At 63.0% G+C, this 22,699-nt stretch carries 21 protein-coding genes; 15 read left to right on the forward strand and 6 right to left on the reverse strand.

Features of this window, described 5'->3' with window-relative positions:
* The first annotated feature begins 17 nt into the window (after positions 1-17).
* The 10 genes from manA to secA all read left to right on the forward strand — a co-directional run bounded on the left by manA (position 18) and on the right by secA (position 11,767).
* A complete protein-coding gene (gene manA, locus QWU43_RS08215; RefSeq protein ID WP_370914398.1) occupies positions 18-1,223 on the forward strand; it encodes a mannose-6-phosphate isomerase, class I in 1,206 nt (401 codons plus the stop codon).
* A gap of 221 nt (positions 1,224-1,444) precedes the next feature.
* Positions 1,445-2,053: a hypothetical protein gene (locus QWU43_RS08220; RefSeq protein ID WP_370914397.1), complete on the forward strand. Its 609-nt coding sequence runs from the start codon at positions 1,445-1,447 to the stop codon at positions 2,051-2,053.
* An 82-nt stretch (positions 2,054-2,135) separates the two neighbouring features.
* Positions 2,136-2,498, forward strand: coding sequence for a hypothetical protein (locus QWU43_RS08225; RefSeq protein ID WP_370914396.1), 363 nt, complete (start codon positions 2,136-2,138; stop codon positions 2,496-2,498).
* Positions 2,499-2,515: 17 nt separating this feature from the next.
* A complete protein-coding gene (locus QWU43_RS08230) occupies positions 2,516-3,190 on the forward strand; it encodes a dTMP kinase (RefSeq protein WP_370917563.1) in 675 nt (224 codons plus the stop codon).
* 102 nt (positions 3,191-3,292) lie between these two features.
* Positions 3,293-3,973 carry an MtrAB system response regulator MtrA gene (gene mtrA, locus QWU43_RS08235; protein ID WP_370914394.1) on the forward strand — a complete coding sequence of 227 codons (681 nt, stop codon included), beginning with the start codon at positions 3,293-3,295 and terminating at the stop codon, positions 3,971-3,973.
* 72 nt (positions 3,974-4,045) lie between these two features.
* Complete coding sequence (mtrB, locus tag QWU43_RS08240) at positions 4,046-5,695, forward strand: MtrAB system histidine kinase MtrB (protein WP_370917564.1); 1,650 nt, start codon at positions 4,046-4,048, stop codon at positions 5,693-5,695.
* Positions 5,695-7,479: an MtrAB system accessory lipoprotein LpqB gene (gene lpqB / locus QWU43_RS08245; RefSeq protein ID WP_370914392.1), complete on the forward strand. Its 1,785-nt coding sequence runs from the start codon at positions 5,695-5,697 to the stop codon at positions 7,477-7,479. The genes mtrB and lpqB overlap by 1 nt, the downstream gene beginning before the upstream one ends.
* Positions 7,480-7,578: 99 nt before the next feature.
* Positions 7,579-8,133 carry a ComF family protein gene (locus QWU43_RS08250; protein WP_370917565.1) on the forward strand — a complete coding sequence of 185 codons (555 nt, stop codon included), beginning with the start codon at positions 7,579-7,581 and terminating at the stop codon, positions 8,131-8,133.
* Between the two features lie 132 nt (positions 8,134-8,265).
* Positions 8,266-8,934, forward strand: a complete 669-nt coding sequence (gene hpf, locus QWU43_RS08255) for a ribosome hibernation-promoting factor, HPF/YfiA family (protein ID WP_370914390.1) — start codon at positions 8,266-8,268, stop codon at positions 8,932-8,934.
* 196 nt (positions 8,935-9,130) lie between these two features.
* Positions 9,131-11,767: a preprotein translocase subunit SecA gene (gene secA / locus QWU43_RS08260; protein WP_370914389.1), complete on the forward strand. Its 2,637-nt coding sequence runs from the start codon at positions 9,131-9,133 to the stop codon at positions 11,765-11,767.
* 134 nt (positions 11,768-11,901) lie between these two features.
* Here secA and QWU43_RS08265 read toward each other — a convergent pair whose 3' ends face one another.
* The gene (locus tag QWU43_RS08265) at positions 11,902-12,381 is read right to left on the reverse strand and encodes a hypothetical protein (protein WP_370917566.1); all 480 of its coding nucleotides are present in this window, start codon (positions 12,379-12,381) and stop codon (positions 11,902-11,904) included.
* A 200-nt stretch (positions 12,382-12,581) separates the two neighbouring features.
* Between QWU43_RS08265 and QWU43_RS08270 the strand changes: the two genes are divergently transcribed.
* The 4 genes from QWU43_RS08270 (at position 12,582) to QWU43_RS08285 (ending at position 16,245) form a co-directional block, all read left to right on the forward strand.
* Complete coding sequence (locus QWU43_RS08270; protein WP_370917567.1) at positions 12,582-13,067, forward strand: HAD family hydrolase; 486 nt, start codon at positions 12,582-12,584, stop codon at positions 13,065-13,067.
* A 3-nt stretch (positions 13,068-13,070) separates the two neighbouring features.
* Positions 13,071-13,577, forward strand: a complete 507-nt coding sequence (locus QWU43_RS08275) for a hypothetical protein (RefSeq protein WP_370914386.1) — start codon at positions 13,071-13,073, stop codon at positions 13,575-13,577.
* A gap of 187 nt (positions 13,578-13,764) precedes the next feature.
* The gene (locus QWU43_RS08280; RefSeq protein ID WP_370917568.1) at positions 13,765-14,868 is read left to right on the forward strand and encodes a ferredoxin reductase; all 1,104 of its coding nucleotides are present in this window, start codon (positions 13,765-13,767) and stop codon (positions 14,866-14,868) included.
* Positions 14,869-14,943: 75 nt separating this feature from the next.
* Positions 14,944-16,245: a fatty acid desaturase gene (locus tag QWU43_RS08285; protein ID WP_370914384.1), complete on the forward strand. Its 1,302-nt coding sequence runs from the start codon at positions 14,944-14,946 to the stop codon at positions 16,243-16,245.
* A 69-nt stretch (positions 16,246-16,314) separates the two neighbouring features.
* Here the strand turns inward: QWU43_RS08285 and QWU43_RS08290 are convergent, their stop codons facing one another.
* The 3 genes from QWU43_RS08290 to aroA all read right to left on the reverse strand — a co-directional run bounded on the left by QWU43_RS08290 (position 16,315) and on the right by aroA (position 20,095).
* Positions 16,315-17,598: a chloride channel protein gene (locus QWU43_RS08290; protein WP_370914892.1), complete on the reverse strand. Its 1,284-nt coding sequence runs from the start codon at positions 17,596-17,598 to the stop codon at positions 16,315-16,317.
* Positions 17,599-17,745: 147 nt separating this feature from the next.
* Positions 17,746-18,780, reverse strand: a complete 1,035-nt coding sequence (rsgA, locus tag QWU43_RS08295) for a ribosome small subunit-dependent GTPase A (protein ID WP_370914383.1) — start codon at positions 18,778-18,780, stop codon at positions 17,746-17,748.
* The gene (aroA, locus tag QWU43_RS08300) at positions 18,755-20,095 is read right to left on the reverse strand and encodes a 3-phosphoshikimate 1-carboxyvinyltransferase (protein WP_370917569.1); all 1,341 of its coding nucleotides are present in this window, start codon (positions 20,093-20,095) and stop codon (positions 18,755-18,757) included. The genes rsgA and aroA overlap by 26 nt, the downstream gene beginning before the upstream one ends.
* Positions 20,096-20,114: 19 nt before the next feature.
* Between aroA and QWU43_RS08305 the strand changes: the two genes are divergently transcribed.
* On the forward strand, positions 20,115-20,807 hold the full coding sequence (locus QWU43_RS08305) for an SOS response-associated peptidase (RefSeq protein ID WP_370917570.1): 693 nt from the start codon (positions 20,115-20,117) through the stop codon (positions 20,805-20,807).
* Between the two features lie 163 nt (positions 20,808-20,970).
* Here the strand turns inward: QWU43_RS08305 and QWU43_RS08310 are convergent, their stop codons facing one another.
* Together QWU43_RS08310 and QWU43_RS08315 are read right to left on the reverse strand one after the other, a co-directional pair.
* Positions 20,971-22,059, reverse strand: coding sequence for a hypothetical protein (locus QWU43_RS08310; protein ID WP_370917571.1), 1,089 nt, complete (start codon positions 22,057-22,059; stop codon positions 20,971-20,973).
* A gap of 65 nt (positions 22,060-22,124) precedes the next feature.
* Positions 22,125-22,658 carry an aminoacyl-tRNA deacylase gene (locus QWU43_RS08315; protein ID WP_370914379.1) on the reverse strand — a complete coding sequence of 178 codons (534 nt, stop codon included), beginning with the start codon at positions 22,656-22,658 and terminating at the stop codon, positions 22,125-22,127.
* Positions 22,659-22,699: the final 41 nt, after the last annotated feature.

Below are 22,699 nucleotides of genomic sequence, written 5' to 3' on the forward strand. Positions count from 1 at the left end.
GACGTGACTTCAGAAACATGCATCTGTTGACAGGGACGATCCGTGCCTATCCGTGGGGATCCCGTACGGCCATCGCGGAACTCCGGGGGCTGCCGACACCGTCGGCTCGGCCCGAGGCGGAACTGTGGTTCGGGTCGCATCCCGGTGGTTCCTCCACGGTGGGGGACACACCGTTGATCGACATCATCGCGGTGGACCCCGAGTCCGCTCTGGGGCCGAGGGTCTGCGCCCAGTACGACGGTAGGCTGCCGTTCCTGATGAAGATTCTCGCCGCCGCGGAACCACTGTCCCTTCAGGCGCATCCGTCTCTGGAGCAAGCTAGGGAGGGCTGCGCCAGAGAAGACGCTGCGGGTTTGTCTCGGACCGCGAATAACCGCAACTACCGGGATGACAATCACAAACCCGAGTTGATCGTCGCGCTCACAGATTTTGAGGCGCTGGCAGGATTCCGTCCGCTCAACGAGACGGTGCGGGTCTTCGATGCCATAGCCTGTCCCGAACTTGCGCGGTACCTCACCATGCTGGACACTGACCCGGAGCATGAGGAAACGAACCTCCGGGCATTGTTCACCACGTGGATCACCATTCCGGCGGCCACGCGGTTAGCTCTCATTGAGAGCGTCACCCGCTGTATCCGATCGGCCCTGGATCGAGGGGACAGTGAAGCGTGGATCCTCGACGTACTGCGGAACATCCTGGCGCTGAATGAACGCTACCCCGGTGACGTCGGTGTTCTGGGGGCGCTCCTGCTGAACAAGATCAATCTGAAACCGGGGCAGGCGGTATTCCTCGATGCAGGCCAATTGCACGCGTATGTTGCCGGGATGGGCGTCGAGATCATGGCGAACTCCGACAATGTGCTACGTGGCGGTCTCACCTCGAAGCATGTTGACGTTCCCGAACTGGTCAGAGTGCTCACTTTCCGGGCGTTGGCGAAACCACTGGTGGACAGTGAAGCGGACGGCGAGTCAACCCACTATCCGGTTCCCACCGCCGAGTTCGATCTGACGCGGTTCGACCTTCGTCCTGGATCGTCGACGGTCCTGGAACATGACGGCCCAGTTATCGCGCTCTGCACTGCGGGCCAGGTCACGGCGAGTCATGGTGTCGAGGATGAACCTCTCATTCTGGCTCCCGGCTCCGCTCTCTGGGTTCCCGCCTCAGACAGTGCGGTCACGGTGTCTGCTCCGGAGGGGGCGCAGTTGTTCGTGGCGAAGGCATAGATGTCGGAGTGACCGTTCCGGGGGTGATTCGGATGACGCTGCTCGCCTGTGCTGTCGAGGTTGCGGGCGGCGGTGTCCCGTCTGATTGCTGAACTGACGTATCCGCCTCCGTGTCTGGCTCTTTCCCCGGCAGAACCAACGGTGGCTCAGGGGGTTCGATTGCAGGAGGGTCGACATCATCCGGAGCACCGGGGTCGGCAGTACTGCTTTCGGTGGGGCCGGTGTCCACCGCCGGTGTTGAGGACGGTGGATCAGTCTGCTCTTCAGAGGCGTCCTCAGATGTAGCGGTGGGCTGCTGTTCCGTCGTGGACGGCCTACCGGGGGTAGGGGACGGTTGCGCAGGGGTGGTGGACAGGTCTCTGGTTGGCGCAGGCTCGGCGGAGGGACGGAAGGTCATGGTCGGCTGCGCTGTACGGGTAACACCGACCCCGGATTCCGGAATGAAGGCGTTCGGAGGCAGTAGGGGGTCAGATCGGTCGACGATGACTCGATTTGTGCCGGGGGTACGCGCCTCGACGGGGCCTTCCCGAGGATCTGTGGCGGGTGGTGAAACGGGTGCGACCTGTGTTTGTGATGCCGTTGTCGGAAGCGGTTCCGCAGCCTCTGGTGTGGTGGTTGCAGAACCCCGTGCAGTTGTGGCTAAGGTGGGGGCTGGAGCCGTTGAACGCCAGACTCCGAAGCCGATAGCGGTGGCGGTGAGACAACCGATGGCGGCGAAGGTGAGGGTCTTCCCCATCTCTCGTCTCATCGCATTCTCCTCGGAAAACCTGTCCATCGCTCGGAGAACCAGGTCTGTCGCCGGGTGGAAACCGCAGGTGGCGGCTCTATGACAGTAAAAACACTAGCATGGTGCCCGGTCCGGGAACCCCGGTCAAGGGTGTTGTTGCCCTCGAGAGAGCAGGAGAAGTCCACATGGGTGTATGGGATAACAAGATCCTCAACGATCCGGCAAACACGGACTTTCTGGATGAGTTGGCCACCCTCGACGGTGATGACATCGTCGAGGCGGTGGCGGATTCCTGCAAGTTGTTGCTGGGGGATCCGCACGTCACGGACGACGATCGGTTGAACGGACAGTGCGCTGCCACGATCGCTGCGATCTGGGCCGGTGCCCCGTACTCCGCCGGTGATGTGGTCGAGGAGTACCCGTTCATCCGGGAGCTCATTGGGCGAGGGGATGAATCGCTCTACGATGACGCCACCGCGATCCTCGAGGAGGTCGATGAGGAGTACGACACTGAGCCCTATATCGAGGCGCTCGGCGTTGTTGCCTGATCCGGGCCACCATTTCCATGATCGTCAGTATTGAAGGTATCGACGGGGCAGGAAAGAACACCCTTGTCACGGAGCTCCGACGCCGGACGGGGGCGAAGGTCCTGTGTTTCCCACGTTATGACAGTTCAGTGCCTGCACGCCTGGCTGCCCGGGCACTGCACGGGGAGATGGGGGATCTCACGGACAGCATCAGCGGAATGGCAACGCTGTTCGCCCTCGACAGATTCGGCGCCAGGGATATTTTGGATGGGTTTCAAGGGGGGCCAGAGCTGCTTCTGCTCGACCGTTATGTGGCGAGTAATGCGGCTTATTCTGCTGCCCGGGCCGATGATTTCTCACAGTGTGCGTGGATCGCTGAACTGGAGTTTGGGGATCTGGGTCTGCCGGTTCCCGATCTGCAGGTGTTGCTGGACACCTCGGTGGACATCGCCGCCACGCGGGCGGCTTCGAGGGAGGCTGCGGACAGTTCCCGTACGCGCGACCGGTACGAGTCCGATCGTGGTCTGCAGGAGCGGACATTGTCCGTCTACCGTCGGCTCGCGGAGGAATCGTGGTATGGGCCCTGGCTCATCGTTTCACCCCGGGATACAGGCGAAGCTGCGCGGTTGGTGCTCGATGCGCTTGCCACCATCCGAGGTTCGGGTGAGGGCACCGGAAGCCGTAAAACAGACGTGACGGGTAAGCCTGGGTAGTATCTGGGGAGTGAACCGCGCGGCACCATCGTAGGTTGGGTACTTTCCCGTATCCCGGGGCCGCCGCAGGACAACCCCGGACACAGACGTGAAGTAGGACAGATGAACGCCAAGATTCTGGTGGTCGATGACGACCCCGCCATCTCAGAGATGCTCACCATCGTTCTCCAAGCCGAGGGTTTCGATACCGTCGCGGTCATGGATGGTACGAAGGCGGTGGCTGCAGCGGAGCGGGAGCAACCGGATCTGATTCTCTTGGATCTCATGCTTCCCGGTATGAACGGCATCGATATCTGCCGGATCATCCGGAAGAAATCCACGGTGCCTATCGTGATGTTGACGGCGAAGACGGACACCGTCGACGTTGTCCTGGGGCTGGAGTCCGGAGCGGATGACTACGTCAACAAGCCCTTCAAACCGAAGGAGCTGGTCGCCCGGATCCGTGCGCGTCTTCGTCGTATCGACGATGAACCGGGTGAAGTGCTTGAAGTCGGTGATCTCACAATCGATGTTCCCGGGCACATGGTGAAACGTGGAACCGAGGAGATTCAGCTCACTCCACTCGAATTCGATCTTCTCCTGCAGCTTTCGCGTCGGCCTCGTCAGGTGTTCACCAGGGAGGAACTCCTGGAGAAGGTATGGGGGTACCGGCATGCATCTGATACCCGCCTCGTCAATGTGCACGTTCAGAGGCTTCGGGCGAAAATCGAGAAGGATCCCGAGAATCCGCAGATCGTACTGACGGTTCGTGGCGTTGGGTACAAAACAGGAGCCGGAGACTAGCGGCACCGTATCAGGTGCTGGTGGACGGGAACATGAGGGAGCGGGACAGTTCTAGAAAGACAACTCACGGGTGTGCGGAAGCGGCTCACGGAGGCGTGGCGTACCTCGCTCCAGGTTCGGGTCATCGGTTCGATTTTGGCCGCGTCAGCAGCGGTGGTGTTGATTCTCGGGCTCGCGATGGTGAGCATCGTCGCCCAGCGGCTGATCGAGTCCAAACTGTCGATAGCCACGTCCGAGATTGACCGCGCCCGGGGAATCGTCGAACAGCAGGTGGCGGCGACGGACACCTCGAATTCGACGCAGGTGCGTATCAACTCCGCCCGCGCGGCGTTGACCAATCGGGGTGCGGGTGCGACTGCGGAGTCCGTGGCGGTGTTCGAACCCGTCCTCGTCGTCACGGAGAACGGGAACGTCATGGCGACATCTCCGGAGGCGTACCGAATACCTGACCGGCTCCGGACCTTCGTCTCGGAAGGGCAGATCTCCTACCAGTACGCCACGATCGACCGGGCCGATGGTTCGGTGTACAAGGCACTCATCATCGGGACACCGACTGAGTCGGATATCCCAGGTCTGCAGCTTTATCTGGTTCTTCCCCTTGAGAACGAGGAGGCGACGCTCGCTCTCATGCGGGGGCTGCTCTCATTCGGCGGAGTGGTTCTCATTCTGCTCCTCGTCGGTATCGCGTGGTTGCTGACCCAACAGGTCACAGCGCCGGTACGGTCCGCGTCCCGGATCGCGCAGCGTTTCGCTGCCGGGCACCTGCGGGAACGGATGCGTGTGGACGGTGAGGATGAGATGGCGCGATTGGCCATGAGTTTCAACGCCATGGCGGAATCCCTGTCGAAGCAGATCCGTCAGCTTGAGGAGTACGGGAACCTCCAGCGACAGTTCACGTCTGATGTTTCCCACGAGTTGCGCACACCGTTGACGACGGTGCGTATGGCAGCCGACATGATCGCGGATAGGGCGGATGAGCTTGATCCCTACACTCGGCGTGCCGCAGAACTGATGGTTCGGGAGCTTGATAGGTTCGAGTCCCTCCTCACGGACCTGCTGGAGATCTCCCGGCATGATGCCGGGGTGGCGGATCTTTCTGAGGAACGTATCGATCTGCGGACGTGTGTCGCTGCAGCGTGGCAGCAGGTGCAGCATCTCGCGGAAGAACTCGGGGTCGACGTCACCTTCGATCACCCCTCCACTCCGGTTGCACTCGTGGGGGATTCCCGCCGGATCGAAAGGATCCTGCGAAACCTCCTGGCAAACGCGGTGGACCATTCGGAGGGTAATCCCGTCCATGTCCGTATCGGCACCGGAGATAATGTGGTAGCGGTCACTGTCACAGATCACGGCGTCGGACTGAAACCAGGACAGGAGGCTCTTGTGTTCAACCGTTTCTGGCGGGCTGATCCGTCGAGGGTCCGGCATTCCGGTGGAACCGGACTCGGCTTGGCGATCTCCCACGAGGACGCGGTGCTCCACGGAGGGGCGCTGGAAGCGATTGGCGAGATCGGCGTGGGGTCCTGCTTCAGGCTCACCCTTCCCATGACCCCGGGATCTGTCTGGGTCGGTGATCCTCCACTGCCATTGTCCGTTGAGGACGACAGGGATCCGCCGGGTCTGCCCGATGGCGTCCAGGAACAGGTTCTGCCGCAACCGGAGCCTACAGTTGGTGTCTTTCCCCCGATACCGGATACCGATGGCGAGGATGAGCGCAGTTGATGAACCGACGCCTACGTTCGTTGTGTGCCCTGCTGATGGTCCCGACTGTGCTTTCCGGATGCACGAGTCTCCCCGGGGATTCCGCTCCGCAGGCGATCCGTTCCTTCGAGAGAACCCATCCGAACGGGGATGAACTCGCTCCGGTTCCAGGCCAGGAGCCGGACCTCCTGCTTCGGGGATTCTTCACTGCAGCGGGAAACCCGGCCCAGAAACATCAGGCGGCGAGAGTGTTTCTCACTGAATCGATGGCCACCAACTGGGACGATACCGCGGCAACCCTAATCCTTGATCGTATCGATCTCAACGCTGAGCCGGGGGCGACGAATCAGTCGATCTCCTACAAGGTTCGTGGAACCGTCGTCGGAACCCTGGGGGCGGGTGGCGTCTATACCCCGGAGAACGGTGAGTATGAGGCCACGATGGAACTGGAGCGGGTGAACGGTGAGTGGCGGATCTCATCTCTTCCACCGGGAGTGGTTCTTGAACGGACGGAACTCCGCAATAAGTTCAGTCCCTACGAATTGTTTTTCTTCGCCCCGACCGGAAAATTCCTGGTGCGCGACCGGCGATGGGTGTACAACGGGCAGGCATCGCTGGATACCGCCCTGCTTTCCCTCCTCATGGAGGGACCGCAGCATGATCTGGCTCCCGGTGTAGTCAATGAGATTCCACCGGAGGCTGTGTTCACCGGAATGGAGGGTGGAGTCTACCGTTTCACCGGATTCGGTGACCTCGACATCGATCAGCGTCACAGGTTCGCGGCGCAGGTCGTCTGGACCCTTGCTCATGCGGGGACCCGCGGCCCCTACCGAGTTGAACTTGACGGAACTCCGGTTGATCCGGTGCACGAGGCACTCACGGTGGAGGATGTTGCGGAGTTCAATCCCAATGCGTTTGCCGGTGCGATCAGTCCGCTCTACGCGTTGAATGAGGGATCGCTATTCCTCGTCGATGGGGCGACGTCGCGGCCTGTCGCAGGCCCGCTGGGTGAGGCGGGCACCATCGCGTCCGCGGAGATCTCGTCATCTGGCGGGGTGGTCGCGGTCGTGGAAACCCGGAAAAGTACGGGCGAACCGGGAGCGGACGGTGACACGGATTCGGTGCCGGCGCCGGTGGCCGGTCTGGGCAGATCGCGGCTTCTGCTGGGGCCGGTCGGGGGCCAGACCACGGAGGTGCTCACGGCTGGGACGCTGACACAGCCGAGCTTCGAGTACGAGGCCACCGCCCTGTGGACCGTCCTGGACGGGCGAACCATCGCTCGTGTCGCACGTTCGACGTCCACGGGGGAGCTCTCCCAGGTGGAGGTTGCAGCCGGGGTACTTGATGAACCTGACAACGGGGGTCCCGATCAGCTCATCTCCGTTCTCCGTCTCTCCCCGGATGGCGTGCGGGTCGCGATGATCCGCAACGGCAGGGTATGGGTGGGAACGGTCGCCCGGCCCGCGCCGGGAGAGCGAAAGATCGTGCGGCCCGTGGAGATCGCACCGGCCATCGGCGATACGGCACTCGCCCTCTCATGGCAGCCGGATGGTTCGTTGTTGGTCGGTACCTCCTCACCGGACACACCTGTCTGGCGGGTCGAGGTTGACGGTTCTGCGGTGACTTCTCTGCCGACCGGTAACCTCACTGCCCCGGTCGTTGCGGTCGCAGCATCCTCGAACACCCTTTATGTGACTGACGCTCATGCGATGCTCCAGCTCCCGTCGTCGACACCGTCTGCAGCGTTCTGGCGTGAAGTTCCGGCGCTCCAGGGAACTCGCGCGGTGCCGGTGGTCGCGGACTAGAGGAATCCGAGCGGGGGTGTGTCCGTGTTTGAACTTCTGCTCCCGAGGCGGTGTGTCGGTTGTGGATCAGCAGGGGTGACATTGTGTGAACTTTGTCGGATGGTCTGGCGGACGCCCCCGTTCCGTGTCGACCCGCGGATCGATCCCCGGGTGACGGTGTTCGCATTGGGGCCCTGGGGTGGTGTACACCGTTCGACGATCCTGGAGATCAAGGAGCGTGGCAGACGCGACGCTGTCCCGGCGATCGGTGCAGTACTGGGATCCGCGATTCGTTTTCTCGCTGCCCGGGGAGAATTACCGGACCCGTCCTTTCTTACCCTTTCACCTGCGCCTACCCGCAGGCGGATGGCTCGGTTGCGGGGCGGTGATCCGGTAACTTCGGTGTGCCGCGCGACTGGATTCACTGTGGTGCCACTGGTGCACCTCCGTGCGTCCACCGCCGATTCGGTTGGGCTCGATGCGGCGGCTCGGCGGGCGAATCTAGCGGGTGCAGTCCGCTTGAACTCCCCTGATCCCAGGGGCCTGAGAAGCCCGGAGTCGGTGGTTCTCGTTGATGATGTGGTGACAACGGGGGCAACCGTATCTGCCACAGTTGAGTGCCTCGCTGCCGCCGGAATAAAGGTCATGGGGGTAGTTGCGCTTACCGCTGCTTAGGCTCCGGGGGTATTCGTCTCAATGGTTATGACCGGAAGGTAAACTTGAGGTTGCAGTAGTCCCCGTCACCGTGGACGTCGTGGGTAATCCCACCCACTTCTGTGCGGTGGCCGATACCGGGAGGTAAGAGCAATGACCATGCCTGCTGACAACAAAGACGGCCTGCGTCCTGAGACTCAGGTGAGTATTACAGGCCGTAACGTGGAGGTTCCGGAGCACTTCGCGGAACGCGTGAATTCGAAGCTCGCCAAGATCGAGCGCCTGGACCCGACGTTGACCTTCTTCCACGTCGAGCTCCAGCACGAGCCGAATCCGCGACGCAGTGATCAGAGCGACAAGATCCAGATCACCGCGACCGGCAAGGGCCACATCGCCCGCGCCGAGGCGAAGGAAGACAGCTTCTACGCTGCCCTGGAGACCGCACTCAGCAGGATGGAACGGTCGCTGCGCAAGGTGAAGGCACGGCGGCAGATCAGCCGTTCGGGGCACCGGGCACCGCTGTCCACCGGTGAGATTGCCGCCGAACTCACCGCGAAGCCGAAGGAAGTTGAGGAGCCGCAGGGTCCGTTCGATGTTGATCCGTACGCGGACAGTGTCCAGGACGTGGTTCCCGGCCAGATCGTCCGTTCGAAGGAACACCCGGCTGTGCCGATGAGTGTTGATGACGCGCTATCGGAGATGGAGCTGGTCGGACACGACTTCTACCTCTTCGTGAACGAGGAGAACGGTCAACCGTCGGTGGTCTACCGTCGTCGTGCATTCGACTACGGCTTGATCACACTGACTGAACCGGAGGAGTGATCTCCGCAGATTTTCACCGTGTTTCTCGTGCGGTACTGATGCTCTCTACAGGGTTGTGTTGACCCCGTCGGGAGGTGCCCGGCACCCGTCGCTCACACCGGATGTGAGGTGGCGGGTGCTTCCCATGTCTGGGAGGGCGCGTAGAATGATCGGGAATCTATCCGCTTGAACCCCAAAAGACAAAGGACGACTGCCCGTGTTTGGACTGTCCCGGATCCTCCGAGTCGGTGAGGGGCGCGCCGTGAAGCGCCTGAAGAAGATCTCCGACGAGGTCATCGCCCTTGAGCCGAAGTACGCCGATGTGAGCGATGAAGAGCTGAAGGCCTTCACGGACCAGTTCCGGGAGCGTCTGGCGGCGGGGGAAACCCTCGACGATATCCTGCTGGACGCCTTCGCGGTGGCCAGGGAGGCGTCGTGGCGGGTACTCGGTCAGAAGCACTACCCCGTGCAGATCATGGGTGGTGCCGCGCTGCATTTCGGTAATGTCGCGGAGATGCGCACCGGTGAGGGCAAGACCTTGACCTGTGTGTTGCCGGCCTATCTCAATGCTCTGGAAGGCAAGGGCGTCCACGTGGTTACGGTGAATGACTACCTGGCCAAGCGTGACTCCGAGTGGATGGGGCGTGTACACCGTTTCCTCGGTCTGGAGACGGACGTGATCCTCTCCAACATGCGGCCGGATGAACGCCGTCGTGCCTACAACGCTGACATCACTTACGGAACCAACAATGAACTGGGCTTCGATTATCTGCGGGACAACATGGCACAGAGCGTTGATGCCCTGGTGCAGCGTCCGCATCATTACGCCATCGTTGACGAGGTTGACTCGATCCTGATTGACGAGGCCCGGACACCGTTGATCATCTCGGGTCCTGCGGACGGCTCCAGTGAGTGGTATTCCGCTTTCGCCACGATCGTCCCGAGAATGCGCCTCGACGTCCACTATGAGGTGGATCACCGGAAGCGGACCATCGGTGTGCGGGAAGAGGGGGTCGAGTTCGTCGAGGATCAGCTCGGCATCGACAACCTCTACGCACCGGAGCATTCCCAACTGGTCAGTTACCTGAACAATGCGATCAAAGCGCAGGAGCTGTTCACCCGTGACAAGGACTACATCGTCCGCAACGGTGAAGTGATGATCGTTGATGAGTTCACCGGCCGTGTGCTGCCCGGTCGCCGCTACAACGAGGGCATGCACCAGGCGATCGAAGCCAAGGAAGGGGTAGAGATCAAAAGCGAGAACCAGACGCTCGCCACGATCACCCTGCAGAACTATTTCCGTCTCTACGACAAGCTCGCCGGTATGACGGGTACCGCCGAAACTGAGGCTGCTGAGCTACACCAGATCTACAAGCTCAACGTGGTGCCGATCCCCACCAACCGGCCGAATCAGCGCGAGGATCTCACGGACCTGGTCTACAAGACTCAGGAGGCGAAGTTCGCGGCAGTGGTTGACGATATTGCGGAGAGGGTCGAGAAGGGGCAGCCCGTTCTCGTGGGTACCACGTCTGTTGAGCGCAGCGAGTATCTCTCCAGCCTGCTCCAGAAGCGTGGCATCCGGCATCACGTGTTGAACGCCAAGCACCATGAGCAGGAGGCTGAGATCGTTGCCCGGGCCGGTCTTCCCTCCGCAGTCACCGTCGCCACCAATATGGCCGGTCGCGGTACGGACATCGTGTTGGGCGGTAACCCGGACATCCTCGCCGACATTAACCTGCGTGAGCGGGGGCTCGATCCCGTGGAGAATCCGGAGGAGTACGAGGATGCGTGGGATGAGGAGATCGCCCGGATGAAGGCGAAATCCGAGAAGTTCGCCGAGCAGGTTCGGGAGGCCGGGGGCCTCTACGTCCTTGGTACGGAGCGTCACGAGTCCCGCCGCATCGACAATCAGTTGCGCGGTCGTTCGGGGCGTCAGGGTGATCCTGGTCTGACGCGCTTCTACCTCTCCATGCGTGATGACCTCATGGTTCGTTTCGTCGGTGCGACGATGGAGAACATGATGAACCGGCTCAATGTGCCGGACGATATGCCCATCGACGCGAAGATGGTCTCCAACTCGATCAAGGGCGCACAGGCGCAGGTCGAAAACCAGAACTTTGAGATGCGCAAGAACGTGCTCAAGTACGACGAGGTGATGAACGAGCAGCGCAAGGTCATATACCGTGAACGTCGGCAGATCCTCGAGGGCCGGGACGTCGGACCCCAGGTGCAGGCGATGATCGATGACACGGTCACCGCGTATGTCGCGGAGGAGACGTCGAACGGGTATGTGGAGGATTGGGACCTCGATCGTCTCTGGAACGCACTGGAGAGCCTCTACGGGCCGTCCATGTCCTGGAAGAGTCTCGTCTCTGGGAGTGAATACGGGCAGCCGGGAGAACTCACCGCGGAGCAGTTGCTGGATGCCGTGCTCAAGGATGTGCACGCGCAGTACGACGAGATGGAGGATTTCGTCATCACCCAGGGCTCGGAGGAGCAGATGCGTTCCGTTGAGCGTATGGCGATCCTCAGCGTGGTTGACCAGAAGTGGCGGGAACACCTCTATGAGATGGACTATCTGAAGGAGGGTATCGGTCTGCGTGCGATGGCACAGCGCGATCCACTGGTCGAATATCAGAAGGAGGGCGGCGACATGTTCCATGCGATGAAGGACGGCATCAAGGAAGAGACCGTCCGCAAGCTGTTCATCCTACGTAAGCAGGCACTCCCGAAGATTGAGGAAGAGGGAACCGCTGACCTGAACAAAGACGGCAAACTCGATGGAGATGACCTGATGGATTACGTCGAAGACAGTGAGCCTTCGGTCCCGGACTCCCTCCGGAAGGAATCCTGATTCCCTGACCGGTTGTGGTCCTCCGATTCCCCGGAGGGTGGTGGCGCGGATGTGTGCCGGTCGGATGGCCGGTGAGCGCATCCGCCACCGTGATAGGTGATGGAGCTGCGCAGGCCTGGGAACCTCCTGAGCGGTCAGAAGAGTTTGAGGACGGCCATCCGCCAGGGGCGGGACTCGGATTCTCTTTCTAGTCGGGCGGCGAATGCCCATCTCCGCCCGACTGCTTGTGCTGATCCACAGATTTCCAGGACGGTGCCCCGGGAACCGTCCGAGGTCCCGGGGTGGTGATCCTCTCTCCGGATGTGGAGGGAAGTCAGTGCTACCCGGCCACCCGTCGTCCCACGGGCGCGGAGTGCCCTTCTGTGTCGGATCTGTACGAGTTGTCGGACCTGCGCCGAATATTCAGACATACGGAGTTGGGAGGGGGAACGGACCGCGAACGCGGCCTCGAGGCTGATCATAGTGAGGCGGTGGCTCGCGCGCACCGCCTCCTGGGACGCCTGGGTTGAGGGACTGAAGGATCTGCGGGCGACCGCCCGGTGGGAGGAGAAGCCTCGGTGGCTCGGCTCGGGAAGGGTTTTCAGGTGGATGTGTCCTGGTAGTGTGCTCAGCATCTTCTGCTCCTGGGTACTGGGAGGGGACTGATCTGTTGTTATTGACCGGGTTCAGGTGCCTTCAGGTTCCCTGTGGGGGCAGGGTTGAGCATGTGTAACGGTGTTCTCCCGGGATCACAAGTGGTCATCGGATGCTTCGGGGCGACAGGCGGGGTAGTGACCGACTACCTTGGTGGTGCCGGGGTTACGGGCATCGGTTGATGTCCGCCCGTCGGCACGCGCCGACCGGGTGGTCGGGTGCGCAGAAACGTGTTCGAGGAGCGGAGAGAACAAAAGTGCGTGGACTGATCGTCGATTACTGTGGTGTCCTGGACGGACCTGAAGAAGACCAGCGCCGTTGGCGTAATCTGCTGGCTGCAGCCAAGAGCAACGGTGTGGCCACGGCTGTGCTGTCGAATGACCCGGGCGGCCCGGGAGCGGAGCCGATCCGGGAGTTGGAGTACCGGGGCGTCGTGGATGCTGTGGTGCTCTCCGGTGAAGTTGGGGTGGAGAAACCTGATGAGGCGGCATTCCAGGCTGCGGCTGACGCAATCGAGCTGAGGCGTCAGGATTGCGTCATGGTCGATGATTCCATCCTCAACGTTCATGCGGCGGTGCGCGCGGGACTGGTCGGTGTTTATTATCAGCAGTTTGATCGCGCTGTAGTGGAGATCACCGGACTGTTCGGCATCGAAGGAGAGTTCTGACCCGTGCGTGTCTATATTCCGGCGACTTTCGACATGCTTGCGGAACTCGCGCAGGAGCGTGTTCTCTCTGCGCGGGGAGGCTGGGGTTTTGCCGTTACCCCGGCGCTTCTCGAGTTCTACACTTCCGGAGATGAGGAAGAGATTGCGCACCTGGCTTTTCTGGATGCCGCGCGTGCCTCTTTACGTCTCTTGGCTACCGGTGAGCAGGAGCGTTTTCCGCATCGTCGGGTGGTGGTCTCCGCAGACATTGATGATGACGCTGTCTCGTTTTCCGCTGAATCGGGGGAATCCGTGGTTCGGCTGGATCCACCCCGGGTGAACCTGGATGACGTCGTGTGCTTCCATGTTGATATTGCGGGAAGTGAGGGGGCGACGGCTGCGGCGGTACAGGTTGTGGATGCTGCGGATCTCGGAGATGAGGATGCGGAGTTGACTGTTGGCGACGCTCTGGACAATTTCATGGCGTGGTACGAGGTCCAGGAGCTCGGAGCGTTGGTCGAGCTTCTCTGATCCGTGCCGGGTAGTCCTCCAGTGGGGGTGGCGGGGTTATCAGTCAATGTTGCGGCTTGATTTTTTGGTGGCGTTGTTCCCGGTCAGGGGCTGCAGATCATCCGCTCGCCCTGATCCTGTGTCATGTCCTGCATGGACACGGTAACCTACGATGCCGTAAGCTACGGTGTCGTACGAATATTCGGGAATGCGTAAGGACAGTGAATCACCTGTGGTAACAAAAGCCGCCAGAGCACGGGACGGCCTCGGCGCCCTGCGCCATGTACTACGACGTTTCACCACTCCACTCCTGCCGGACGATTACACCCAGTTGGTCAACCCGCTGTGGTCGGTGCGGGAACTGCGGGGGCAGATCGTCAGTGCCTCCAGGGCCACGGAGGACACCATCAATCTCGTCATTCGTCCAGGGTGGGGTGTACCCGTCGATTTCGAGGCGGGACAGTACATCGGGATCGGGGTACAGATCGACGGGCGGTACGTCTGGCGCTCCTATTCGTTGACCTGTAGCCCCCGCCCGGCGGGGGATCTGCTCTCCATCACCGTGCGCGCGGTTGAACGGGGAAAACTGTCCAACCACCTGGTGGGTAGCGCCCACCCGGGCATGCTGGTGCGCATCGGTGCTCCCGCGGGGGATTTTCACCTGACCGACCCCATCCCGGAGAAGCTACTGTTCATTACCGCGGGGACGGGTATCACCCCGGTGATCAGTATGCTGCGTACCCTCGCCGACCGGAGTCAGTTCGGCGACGTCACCCTGATCCACTCGGTGCGCACCGAAGAAGATCTGCTGTTCGCGGATGTCATCGAGAAGTTCCGTGGTAACTACCCTGGTTTCACGGCCATTGTGCGCATCACGGGACGGCAGGGGCGGCTCACCCCGGAGGCGGTTGGGGAACTCGTACCCGACGTAGCTGAGCGCACAGCCTACGCTTGCGGCCCGAACGAGATGCTTGATGCCCTGGAAGCATGGTGGGCTGGTCTCGACACCGAGGAGGAACTCCGGACTGAGCGTTTCACCCTCGACCGGAGCAGTGAGGCGACTGGCGGCGAGATCACCTTCGGGCACCGTGGAACCTGTCACGCGGACGGAGCGACGACACTGCTCGAAGCGGCGGAAAGCGTGGGGATTCAGCTCACCTTTGGCTGTCGGATGGGTATCTGCCAGACCTGCGTCCGGCCCCTGACCGGCGGGCATGTCCACGACCTGCGGACTGGGGACATCCACGGGCCGGGTGAGCGGATCCGTACCTGCGTATGCGTCGCCGCAGGCGACGTCGCCATTGACGTCTGACTCCCGGGCACCGACCCGACTGCGTTTTCTCCACCCGTACATCCTGATATCCCGAACACACACAAGGACACTCATATGGCCATCGACAATATCCGGGCATACTCCCATCTGACCGACGAAGACATCGCCGAGATCGGGCGTCGACTCGACGCGATCAAAGCGGAGATAGAGGCGGATCTCGGGGAGCGGGACGTCCGGTACATCAAGGGACTGATCCGTTTCCAGCGTTCCCTGGAGATCGCCGGGCGGGCCACTCTCCTGTTCAGCCACAAGAAACCGCTTTGGTGGGCAGGCAGTGGGATGCTTGCGGTTTCCAAGATCCTGGAGAACATGGAGATCGGGCACAACGTCATCCATGGGCAGTGGGACTGGATGAATGATCCGGAGATTCATTCGACCACCTGGGAATGGGATATGACCTGCCCGTCCTCCCAGTGGATGCATTCCCACAATTACGTGCACCACAAGTACACCAACATCATCGGCATGGACAATGACGTGGGATACGGCATTCTGCGGGTGACCCGTGACCGCAAGTGGACCCCGCAACACGCGTTTCAGCCGGTGACCAACGTGGTTCTGGCGTCGTTTTTCCAGTGGGCGATCGCCTTCTACGATGTGGAGCTCGGCCGCTATTTCGCGGGTAAACAGGGATGGGATGAGACGAAGGTCCGCTTCTGGGAGGCGGTGCACAAGTCGAAGCGGCAGGTGGTCAAGGACTACGTCATGTTCCCTGCGCTCTCGGGACCGAACTATGTGCACACCGTCACCGCGAATGCCTTCGCCAACTGGATTCGCAGCGTGTGGGCGTACCTGGTGATCTTCTGCGGGCACTTCCCCGACGAGACGGAGACTTTCACGAAGGAGCAGTACGCCACGGAGGACCACAACGAGTGGTATCTGAGGCAGATGCTTGGCTCGGCGAACTTCAAGGGCGGAAAGCTGTTGACGATCCTTTCCGGCAACTTGAACTACCAGATCGAGCACCACCTGTTCCCGGACATGCCCTCGAACCGGCTTGCGGAGGTAGGGAAGCGGGTCGAGGAGATCGCGCGCGAATTCGAGTTGCCCTACAACACCGATTCCTTCCCGATGCAGCTTCTCAAGGTGCAGCGGACGTTGCTGAAGTTGTCGCTGCCGAACAAGTATCTTGCGGCTGACCCGGACAATGCTCCGGAGGTTCGGTCGAACGCGGCGTTCACGAAACACCCTGAGGTGGAGGAGAAGCTGCACGTCGGCGTCGCTGCCGATGGTGTCCGCAAGGGGCTGCGCACCGGTCTGAAAATGCTGGAGAAGCTGCGTCCGTCGGTCGTCGAGGGGATCCGGGGACTCTCGGGTCGGAGTGTCTACCGCACACCGGTCACAGGTCGCGGCTGATCCGTCCGGTCCCGACTGTCGACGCCCGCCCCTTCCGTACCCCGTATGAGGAGCGGGCGTCGCCCATTATCAGGGTTTGACGGAGGCTTCACTCGTCCATGCTGCGTAGGTGAACGGTAGTTGGCGTTGATCTTTGTTCACGATGAGACCCCACACCCGGACGGCGAGTGCGGCGGTGATGACGGCGACGAACATGGCCAGGTATCCCTGGGCAGGGAGGTCAGTGAACTCAACGGCCGCGATCATGCCGAACATCGGGGCCGCCATCGTAGTGGACAGGAACGCCCCTGCGCCGAGGAGCGCGAAGGCTGCGACGGGTACGTCGGGGAACAGTGGTTGGCAGATGATGCCGATGACTCCGCCGGTCAATGCTCCGAGTGCAAATGCCGGGGTGAGCGTACCGCCGACGGTTCCCGCTCGGAAGCAGGCGAGGATGATGACGCCGCGGGCAATGCCGAGCAGGACCAGAATCCCGATGGGCAGGCCCGCCGTGAATACGGTCTCAGCAGCCCAGCGCCCGTTTGCGGACACACCGGGTAGGAAGTAGGCGGCGATTGCGCACAGGGTGAACACGAACGGCATTTCCCAGAGGATGTTGGCATCCCGGGGCCGTGACGCTGCGGCTTTCCGCGCGAGAATCCCGAACCAGTGGCCGGATATCCCGGAAACCGCGCCGACGAGGATCGCCGCGAGGAGAGTCCTGGGGTGTTCGTTGAGCGGCACCGTGTGGTAGATGGGGTGCGGTTCCACGAAGAGTGCCGTGGTGGCGACGGCGGTGGCGGAGGTCAGCATCGTCGTTACGACGGTGCGGGTGGACATCTCGACGAGCAGCAGTTCGAGTGCGAACAATGCTCCCGCGAGGGGCAGGTGGAAACTGGCAGCGAGCCCGGCACCCGCTGCAGATGCCACGAGGATACGCCGGGCACCGGCATCGATGGATAGTGCCGTGGCCAGCCGAGACGCGACCATCCCGCCCATCAGTCGGGGAGCGTTTTCCCGCCCGACGGGTGCTCCCGCAGCGACGGAAACGACCTGGGTGAACGCGGAGAGGGAGGTCTCGAACAGGGGCATGGGGTTGCCGTGCATTGCCCCCGGGACCGACACCGCGGGCCTACCGAAGCGTTCGAGGAGATACCAGATCCAGGAGGTGACGATACCGACGCAGATGAGGGTCAGAGCGAGCCGTCCCGGAGACACGTTACTGCCGGGGTCGAGGACGATGAGGTGGTTGGCCCCGTAGATCCATTGTTCGGTCAGGACGATAAGGTGGTTACCCGCCGCGACGAGAACCCCGGTCAAGGTACCGGCGATGATGGCCATGACGGCGAGCCGGTTGAGCGGGGTCTCCGTCATCGGTGGACGGGGAACGGGGCTGGCCCCGGGTTCACGGGGGTGGGTGTCGCGGTCGTGATGGGCGTCGGTGAGCTTACGCTCGGTCAACGGATTACCCTGCTTGTCCTGCTCGCGGGAGTGCCCGCTTCCTACCCACCATCCCATGACCTACTCCTGTCGCTCCCAGTCGTCGTTGCTGCGTAGAGCCACGAGGAGGTTGCGAACGGCCGTGACTCGGCGGGCACTGGCTCCCACCAGGGTATCCAGGGCGCATTCAGGATCTGCGGGCGGGCCTGCGTGCGTGCATCCCCGGGGACAGTCCGCGGCCGCGTTGGCGAGATCACCGAACACCCCGACGACGCTGTCCGCGTCGACGTGGGCGAGACCGAAGGAACGGATGCCCGGGGTGTCGATGATCCAGCCGCCGTCCGGGAGCGGGAGTGCCACCGACTGCGTGGAGGTGTGCCGTCCCTTCCCGACCCCGGAGACCACACCGGTGGCCCGATCGGCGTCGGGTACGAGGCGGTTCACCAGCGTCGATTTACCGACCCCCGAATGCCCGATCAATGCGGTCACGGAGTGGTCGACAATCTCCCGGATGGGGTCCAGCGGATCATTGATGCCGCAGATCACGACGGGTACGTCCAGATCGCGGAACTCCGCGGCGAACTCGGAGGGGTCCGCGAGATCGGACTTGGTGAGGCACAGAATCGGTTTCAGCCCGCCGACGAAGGCGGCGATCAGCGCCCGTTCGACGAAACCGGACCGGGGAGGGGGATCGGCGACGGCGGAAACGATGAGTAGTTGACGGGCGTTACCCACCACTATCCGTTCGTAAGGGTCGGTGTCGTCTGCGGTCCGCCGCAGGACGCTGGTCCGGTCCTCCAGGCGCACGATCCTGGCGAGTGTCCCGGGGTTACCGGAGGTGTCTCCGACGACCCCGACACGGTCACCGACCACGATCGCGGTGCGGCCGAGTTCCCGGGCACGCATGCACACCAGGGGAGTGGAGTGCGGATCGGAACCGTCGAGGACGACCCCCCAACGGCCACGATCCTTGCTGACGACCATTCCGAACTCGGCGTCATCATGGGTCGGGCGTTCCTTGGTTCTCGGCCTGGTTCCCCGACGGGGTGGGCGGACCCGGACATCGGACTCGTCCCAGTCTCGCCGGCCCCTACCCACGCTCGGACGCCTCCTCATCCGGTGCGAGCATCTCCGCCCACATCCGTTCGAATCCCGGCAGAGTCTTGCCGGTGGTTGCGATGTCGACGACCTCGACACCGGAAACCGCGAGGCCGAGGATCGCTCCCGCGGTGGCCATGCGGTGATCATGGTGGGACTCCCACACCCCGCCATGCAGCGCAGACCGGCCCGTGGGGCGGATGCGCAGACCGTCGGGAAGTTCGGTGCAGTCACCGCCGAGAGCGTTGAGACCGTCGGCAAGTGCCTTCAACCGATCCGTCTCATGACCGCGAAGATGTGCGATACCGGTCAGTTCGGAGGGGGAAGACGCCAGCGCGGCGAGGGCCGCGACCGTGGGGGTCAGTTCTCCGATGTCCCCCAGGTCGCGGGAAATGCCGCGCAGCTCACCATCAGCGGGGCCGGTGACCGTGAGCGACGTGTGACCGGTCCGGGAATCCACGGCGAGCTCCGCCCTACAGCCCATCTCCGCGAGGATTCCTCGAATGGCGTCCCCGGCCTGGGTGGTGTGCGCGGGCCAGTTGTGGATGCGCACACGACCACCCGTGACCGCCGCCGCAGCGAGGAACGGGGTCGCATTGGACAGATCCGGTTCTACGAGCCACGCCCGGGCCCCAACCCGTCCAGGTCGGACGGTCCAGCGGTTCGCCGCCGAACAATCGACACTGACTCCCGCCTCCCGCAGCATCGCGACGGTCATCTCTATGTGCGGCTGACTCGGTAGCTTGTCACCGGTGTGTACGACGGTGAGTCCGGCCTCGAAACGTGCACCGGCAAGGAGGAGACCGGACACGAACTGGCTGGAGGCTGAGGCATCGATCTCCACGGTTCCCCCGTGGGGTGTACCGGATCCGACGACGGTGAAGGGCAGACGGTCGCCGGTTACCTCAACACCGAGATCACGCAGAGCATCGAGAATGGTGGACATGGGGCGTTTACGTGCTTGCGGGTCACCGTCGAAATGAACCGGGGCTCCCGCGAGTGCCGCGACCGGAGGCACGAAACGCATGACGGTGCCCGCCAGACCGCAATCGACCTCGCCGCCACCGAGCTGGCCTGGATCGACCGTCAACGTCGTGCCGTCGTCGGATGGGGTGATGGTGATACCCATGCCGCGCAGCGCGTTGATCATCAGCTCCGTGTCCCGGGACCGCAGTGCCCCACGAATCGTGGAGGGGCCGTTGGCGAGAGCCGCGAGTACTAGCGCCCGGTTCGTGATGGACTTCGAACCGGGGACCGTGACCTCGCAATCGATGGGGGTGGATGCGACGGGGGCGGACCACAGGGGTGGATCAGAGTGCTTCAGGGAATTCACTCCTCCATGATAGGGAATTATGTGCGGTCGTTTCGTCCTCTTCACCACATCCGAAGCGCTTATCAGGGCAGTGACTGATCTGCCGGGTATCCGTTCCGTTGCCGCGCCACACGGAACGCCCCCGCCCCGGCACAACATCGCCCCCACACAGATCATCCCGATCCTGCGCATGGTCGGGCACGTTCCGGCGGGGATCGACGTCGAGATCTCCCCCGCCCGGTGGGGCTTGTTGCCGCACTGGAAAACAGACGACGGAGGGCCGGTGCTGTTCAACGCCCGCGCCGAGACTGTGCAGGACAAACCCTCATTCCGGGATGCGTTCGTCCACAGGAGGTGCGCGATTCCGCTCAACGGCTGGTACGAGTGGCGGGAGAAACGACCGTACTACGTGCACCCGATGGACGGGGAACCGGCGATGTGGATCGCCGGACTCTGGGACACCGGCCTGGACAACGTCTCCGCCACGATCATCACGACCACACCAGTCGGTGAACAATTGAGCTGGCTGCACGACCGCATGCCCCGGATTCTCGCCCCTGAGGAGGTGGCGACGTGGATCGGTGGTGCTGCGGAGCAGGCCCGCGAGCTGCTCTGCCCGGCCCGCCCGGAGATGGTGTCTGGGCTGTCACTGCGGGAGGTCGACCGCGCGGTGGGAAATGCGCGCAACGAGGGGCCGCAGTTGATCGACGACATCGGGCGGATCACCGGGTGACGGTCCTCACCGCGCGGCGGGGCCGGTGGAGAGCCACCGCGCAGGTGACGACGGCGACCAACAGCACCGTGATTACCGCCCCGTAGGTCACCGTGAACGTTGTCCCGGAACCCGCGGCACCGGAAATCTGGAGAAAGACGGAGCCTCGTACTGAGGGGCAGTCTCAGCCCCGGGCCCAGATCCTCCCGTCCTCGTCCCACGACCAGCGCACCGGGTCATCGACCGCCACATCGGTCAGCCAGTATGTCTCGCCGGGGTTCCAGCCGGCGATCACGGACGCTGTTTCGGCGTCCACGTCGATGGCTCTACCGGCGGCCGACAGATATCCGAGATGGGTCAGGTGCACGGCGTCATAGTGCTCCGCGACGGCGGCCCAGTCCGGGATCACCCACCGCCCCCGACGCCCCGTGGTGCGGTGCCAGTCGTGGTAGCGCTGCCGGGTGACCTCCACCGGGAACCGCCGACAGAGATCCGCCCACGAGTCGGCACCGGTGAGCTCGAGGATCCTGGCGTCTCCCGGGACGACTATCCGGCGCGTCTCCCGGGGATCGAGGTCGAAGGAGTCCTCCTCGAACCAGAGAGCGGAGGGGGCACCGTCCGGGAGCGGGGCCGTGGTGGCCGGTGCTCCCATCGGAGCAGACCACCAGACCCCCGACACTTCTTTCTCCGGGTCGAATGTCGCCGCCGCAGCGGCCTCCCGGGCGATCAGTCCGTCACGTTCCGCGGTGAGGCGTTTCCCGCCCCCCGATGTCAGAGCGGTGGAGCCCCGCACCGACAGCGTCCACTGCCGCTCTGGATCGAACGGGGCCGTGAGGACGTCCATCAGTGGGGAATCGGTGAGTTCCCCGGCGATCCGGAGCAGTGGTCCGCGCATCTCCGGGGCTGCCGCGAGGATCTGGGCACCGTACGGTTCCTGCCAGTAGGCGGCGTTGTCGACGGAGCAGGCCAGTGCGTCGCGCAGCACGGGCCACGTGATCTCCGCGAGTTCCACACCCCGCAATGCGGCGGCGATGTCCCCGACATCAACGACGTCAGGGAGGTGGACACCGGCACTGCAGTCGTGGGAAACCGGTTTTCCCGACGACGGGGAGGAAGAGGGGAAGTAGATGGTCCCCGCCCCAGATTCGACGTCGAGAGTCGTCGCCGCCCTGTGAAACAGGTTCAAAGGGCCTGACGGGCCCGTGTTGTCCTCCAGATTCAGCAGCAGGTCCCGGCCCCGAGGGCCGGAAACGAGCTGTTCAGCGGGATTCATGGTGGTTCCTTTCAGCTCCCTCCGAACGGGGTTCCCGGGTCCCGGGCCCGGTGGAGTCGGGACGGTCAGTGTGCTCCCGGTGCCGCGACCGCTGCGAACCGTGCGCCGGTCACCGCCGCGAGATCACCGGGGGTGAGCTGGACATCCAGGCCCCGGCGCCCACCGGAGACCAGGATCTCGCCGAACTCCAGCGCGGAGGAATCGATGACGGTGGGCAGGGCATTCTTCTGGCCGATGGGGGAGATCCCGCCGGTGACGTAGCCGGAGGACCGCTCGGCGTCGCGCGGCTCGGCCATGCAGACCTTCGGCACATCGAACGCGCGCGCGGCGGCCTTGAGATTGACGTGGCCGGTCACCGGGACACACACCACCCCGAGCCTTCGTTTCGGCCCCGATCCGGCGGTCAGGTCCACCACCAGGGTCTTGAACAGTTGCCCCTCGTCTATCCCGAGGGGACCGCACAGCTCGGCCGCGGCCTGCGCCCCGAAATGGTCGTGGCCGGACTCGAAGGTGTGCACCGTGTGGTTCACCCCCGCCTCGTTCAGCACCACGAGGGCGGCGGTTCCTGCTCCGGGTGACTTTGACTTACGCTTCGACATACCGCCAGTTGTACGCGGGGGAACAGTGTTTTTCTACAATG

It is taken from the genome of Corynebacterium sp. CCM 9204, from assembly GCF_041357695.1.
In the GTDB taxonomy this organism is placed as follows: domain Bacteria; phylum Actinomycetota; class Actinomycetes; order Mycobacteriales; family Mycobacteriaceae; genus Corynebacterium.

Coding starts and splice junctions, on each gene's coding strand:
- manA (WP_370914398.1), top strand. CDS start 18: ATGCATCTGTTGACAGGGACGATCCGTGCCTATCCGTGGGGATCCCGT.
- QWU43_RS08225 (WP_370914396.1), top strand. CDS start 2,136: ATGGGTGTATGGGATAACAAGATCCTCAACGATCCGGCAAACACGGAC.
- QWU43_RS08230 (WP_370917563.1), top strand. CDS start 2,516: ATGATCGTCAGTATTGAAGGTATCGACGGGGCAGGAAAGAACACCCTT.
- mtrA (WP_370914394.1), top strand. CDS start 3,293: ATGAACGCCAAGATTCTGGTGGTCGATGACGACCCCGCCATCTCAGAG.
- lpqB (WP_370914392.1), top strand. CDS start 5,695: ATGAACCGACGCCTACGTTCGTTGTGTGCCCTGCTGATGGTCCCGACT.
- QWU43_RS08250 (WP_370917565.1), top strand. CDS start 7,579: ATGGTCTGGCGGACGCCCCCGTTCCGTGTCGACCCGCGGATCGATCCC.
- hpf (WP_370914390.1), top strand. CDS start 8,266: ATGACCATGCCTGCTGACAACAAAGACGGCCTGCGTCCTGAGACTCAG.
- QWU43_RS08265 (WP_370917566.1), bottom strand. CDS start 12,381: ATGCTGAGCACACTACCAGGACACATCCACCTGAAAACCCTTCCCGAG.
- QWU43_RS08270 (WP_370917567.1), top strand. CDS start 12,582: ATGTCCGCCCGTCGGCACGCGCCGACCGGGTGGTCGGGTGCGCAGAAA.
- QWU43_RS08280 (WP_370917568.1), top strand. CDS start 13,765: ATGCGTAAGGACAGTGAATCACCTGTGGTAACAAAAGCCGCCAGAGCA.
- QWU43_RS08285 (WP_370914384.1), top strand. CDS start 14,944: ATGGCCATCGACAATATCCGGGCATACTCCCATCTGACCGACGAAGAC.
- QWU43_RS08290 (WP_370914892.1), bottom strand. CDS start 17,598: ATGACGGAGACCCCGCTCAACCGGCTCGCCGTCATGGCCATCATCGCC.
- rsgA (WP_370914383.1), bottom strand. CDS start 18,780: ATGAGGAGGCGTCCGAGCGTGGGTAGGGGCCGGCGAGACTGGGACGAG.
- QWU43_RS08305 (WP_370917570.1), top strand. CDS start 20,115: ATGTGCGGTCGTTTCGTCCTCTTCACCACATCCGAAGCGCTTATCAGG.
- QWU43_RS08310 (WP_370917571.1), bottom strand. CDS start 22,059: ATGAATCCCGCTGAACAGCTCGTTTCCGGCCCTCGGGGCCGGGACCTG.
- QWU43_RS08315 (WP_370914379.1), bottom strand. CDS start 22,658: ATGTCGAAGCGTAAGTCAAAGTCACCCGGAGCAGGAACCGCCGCCCTC.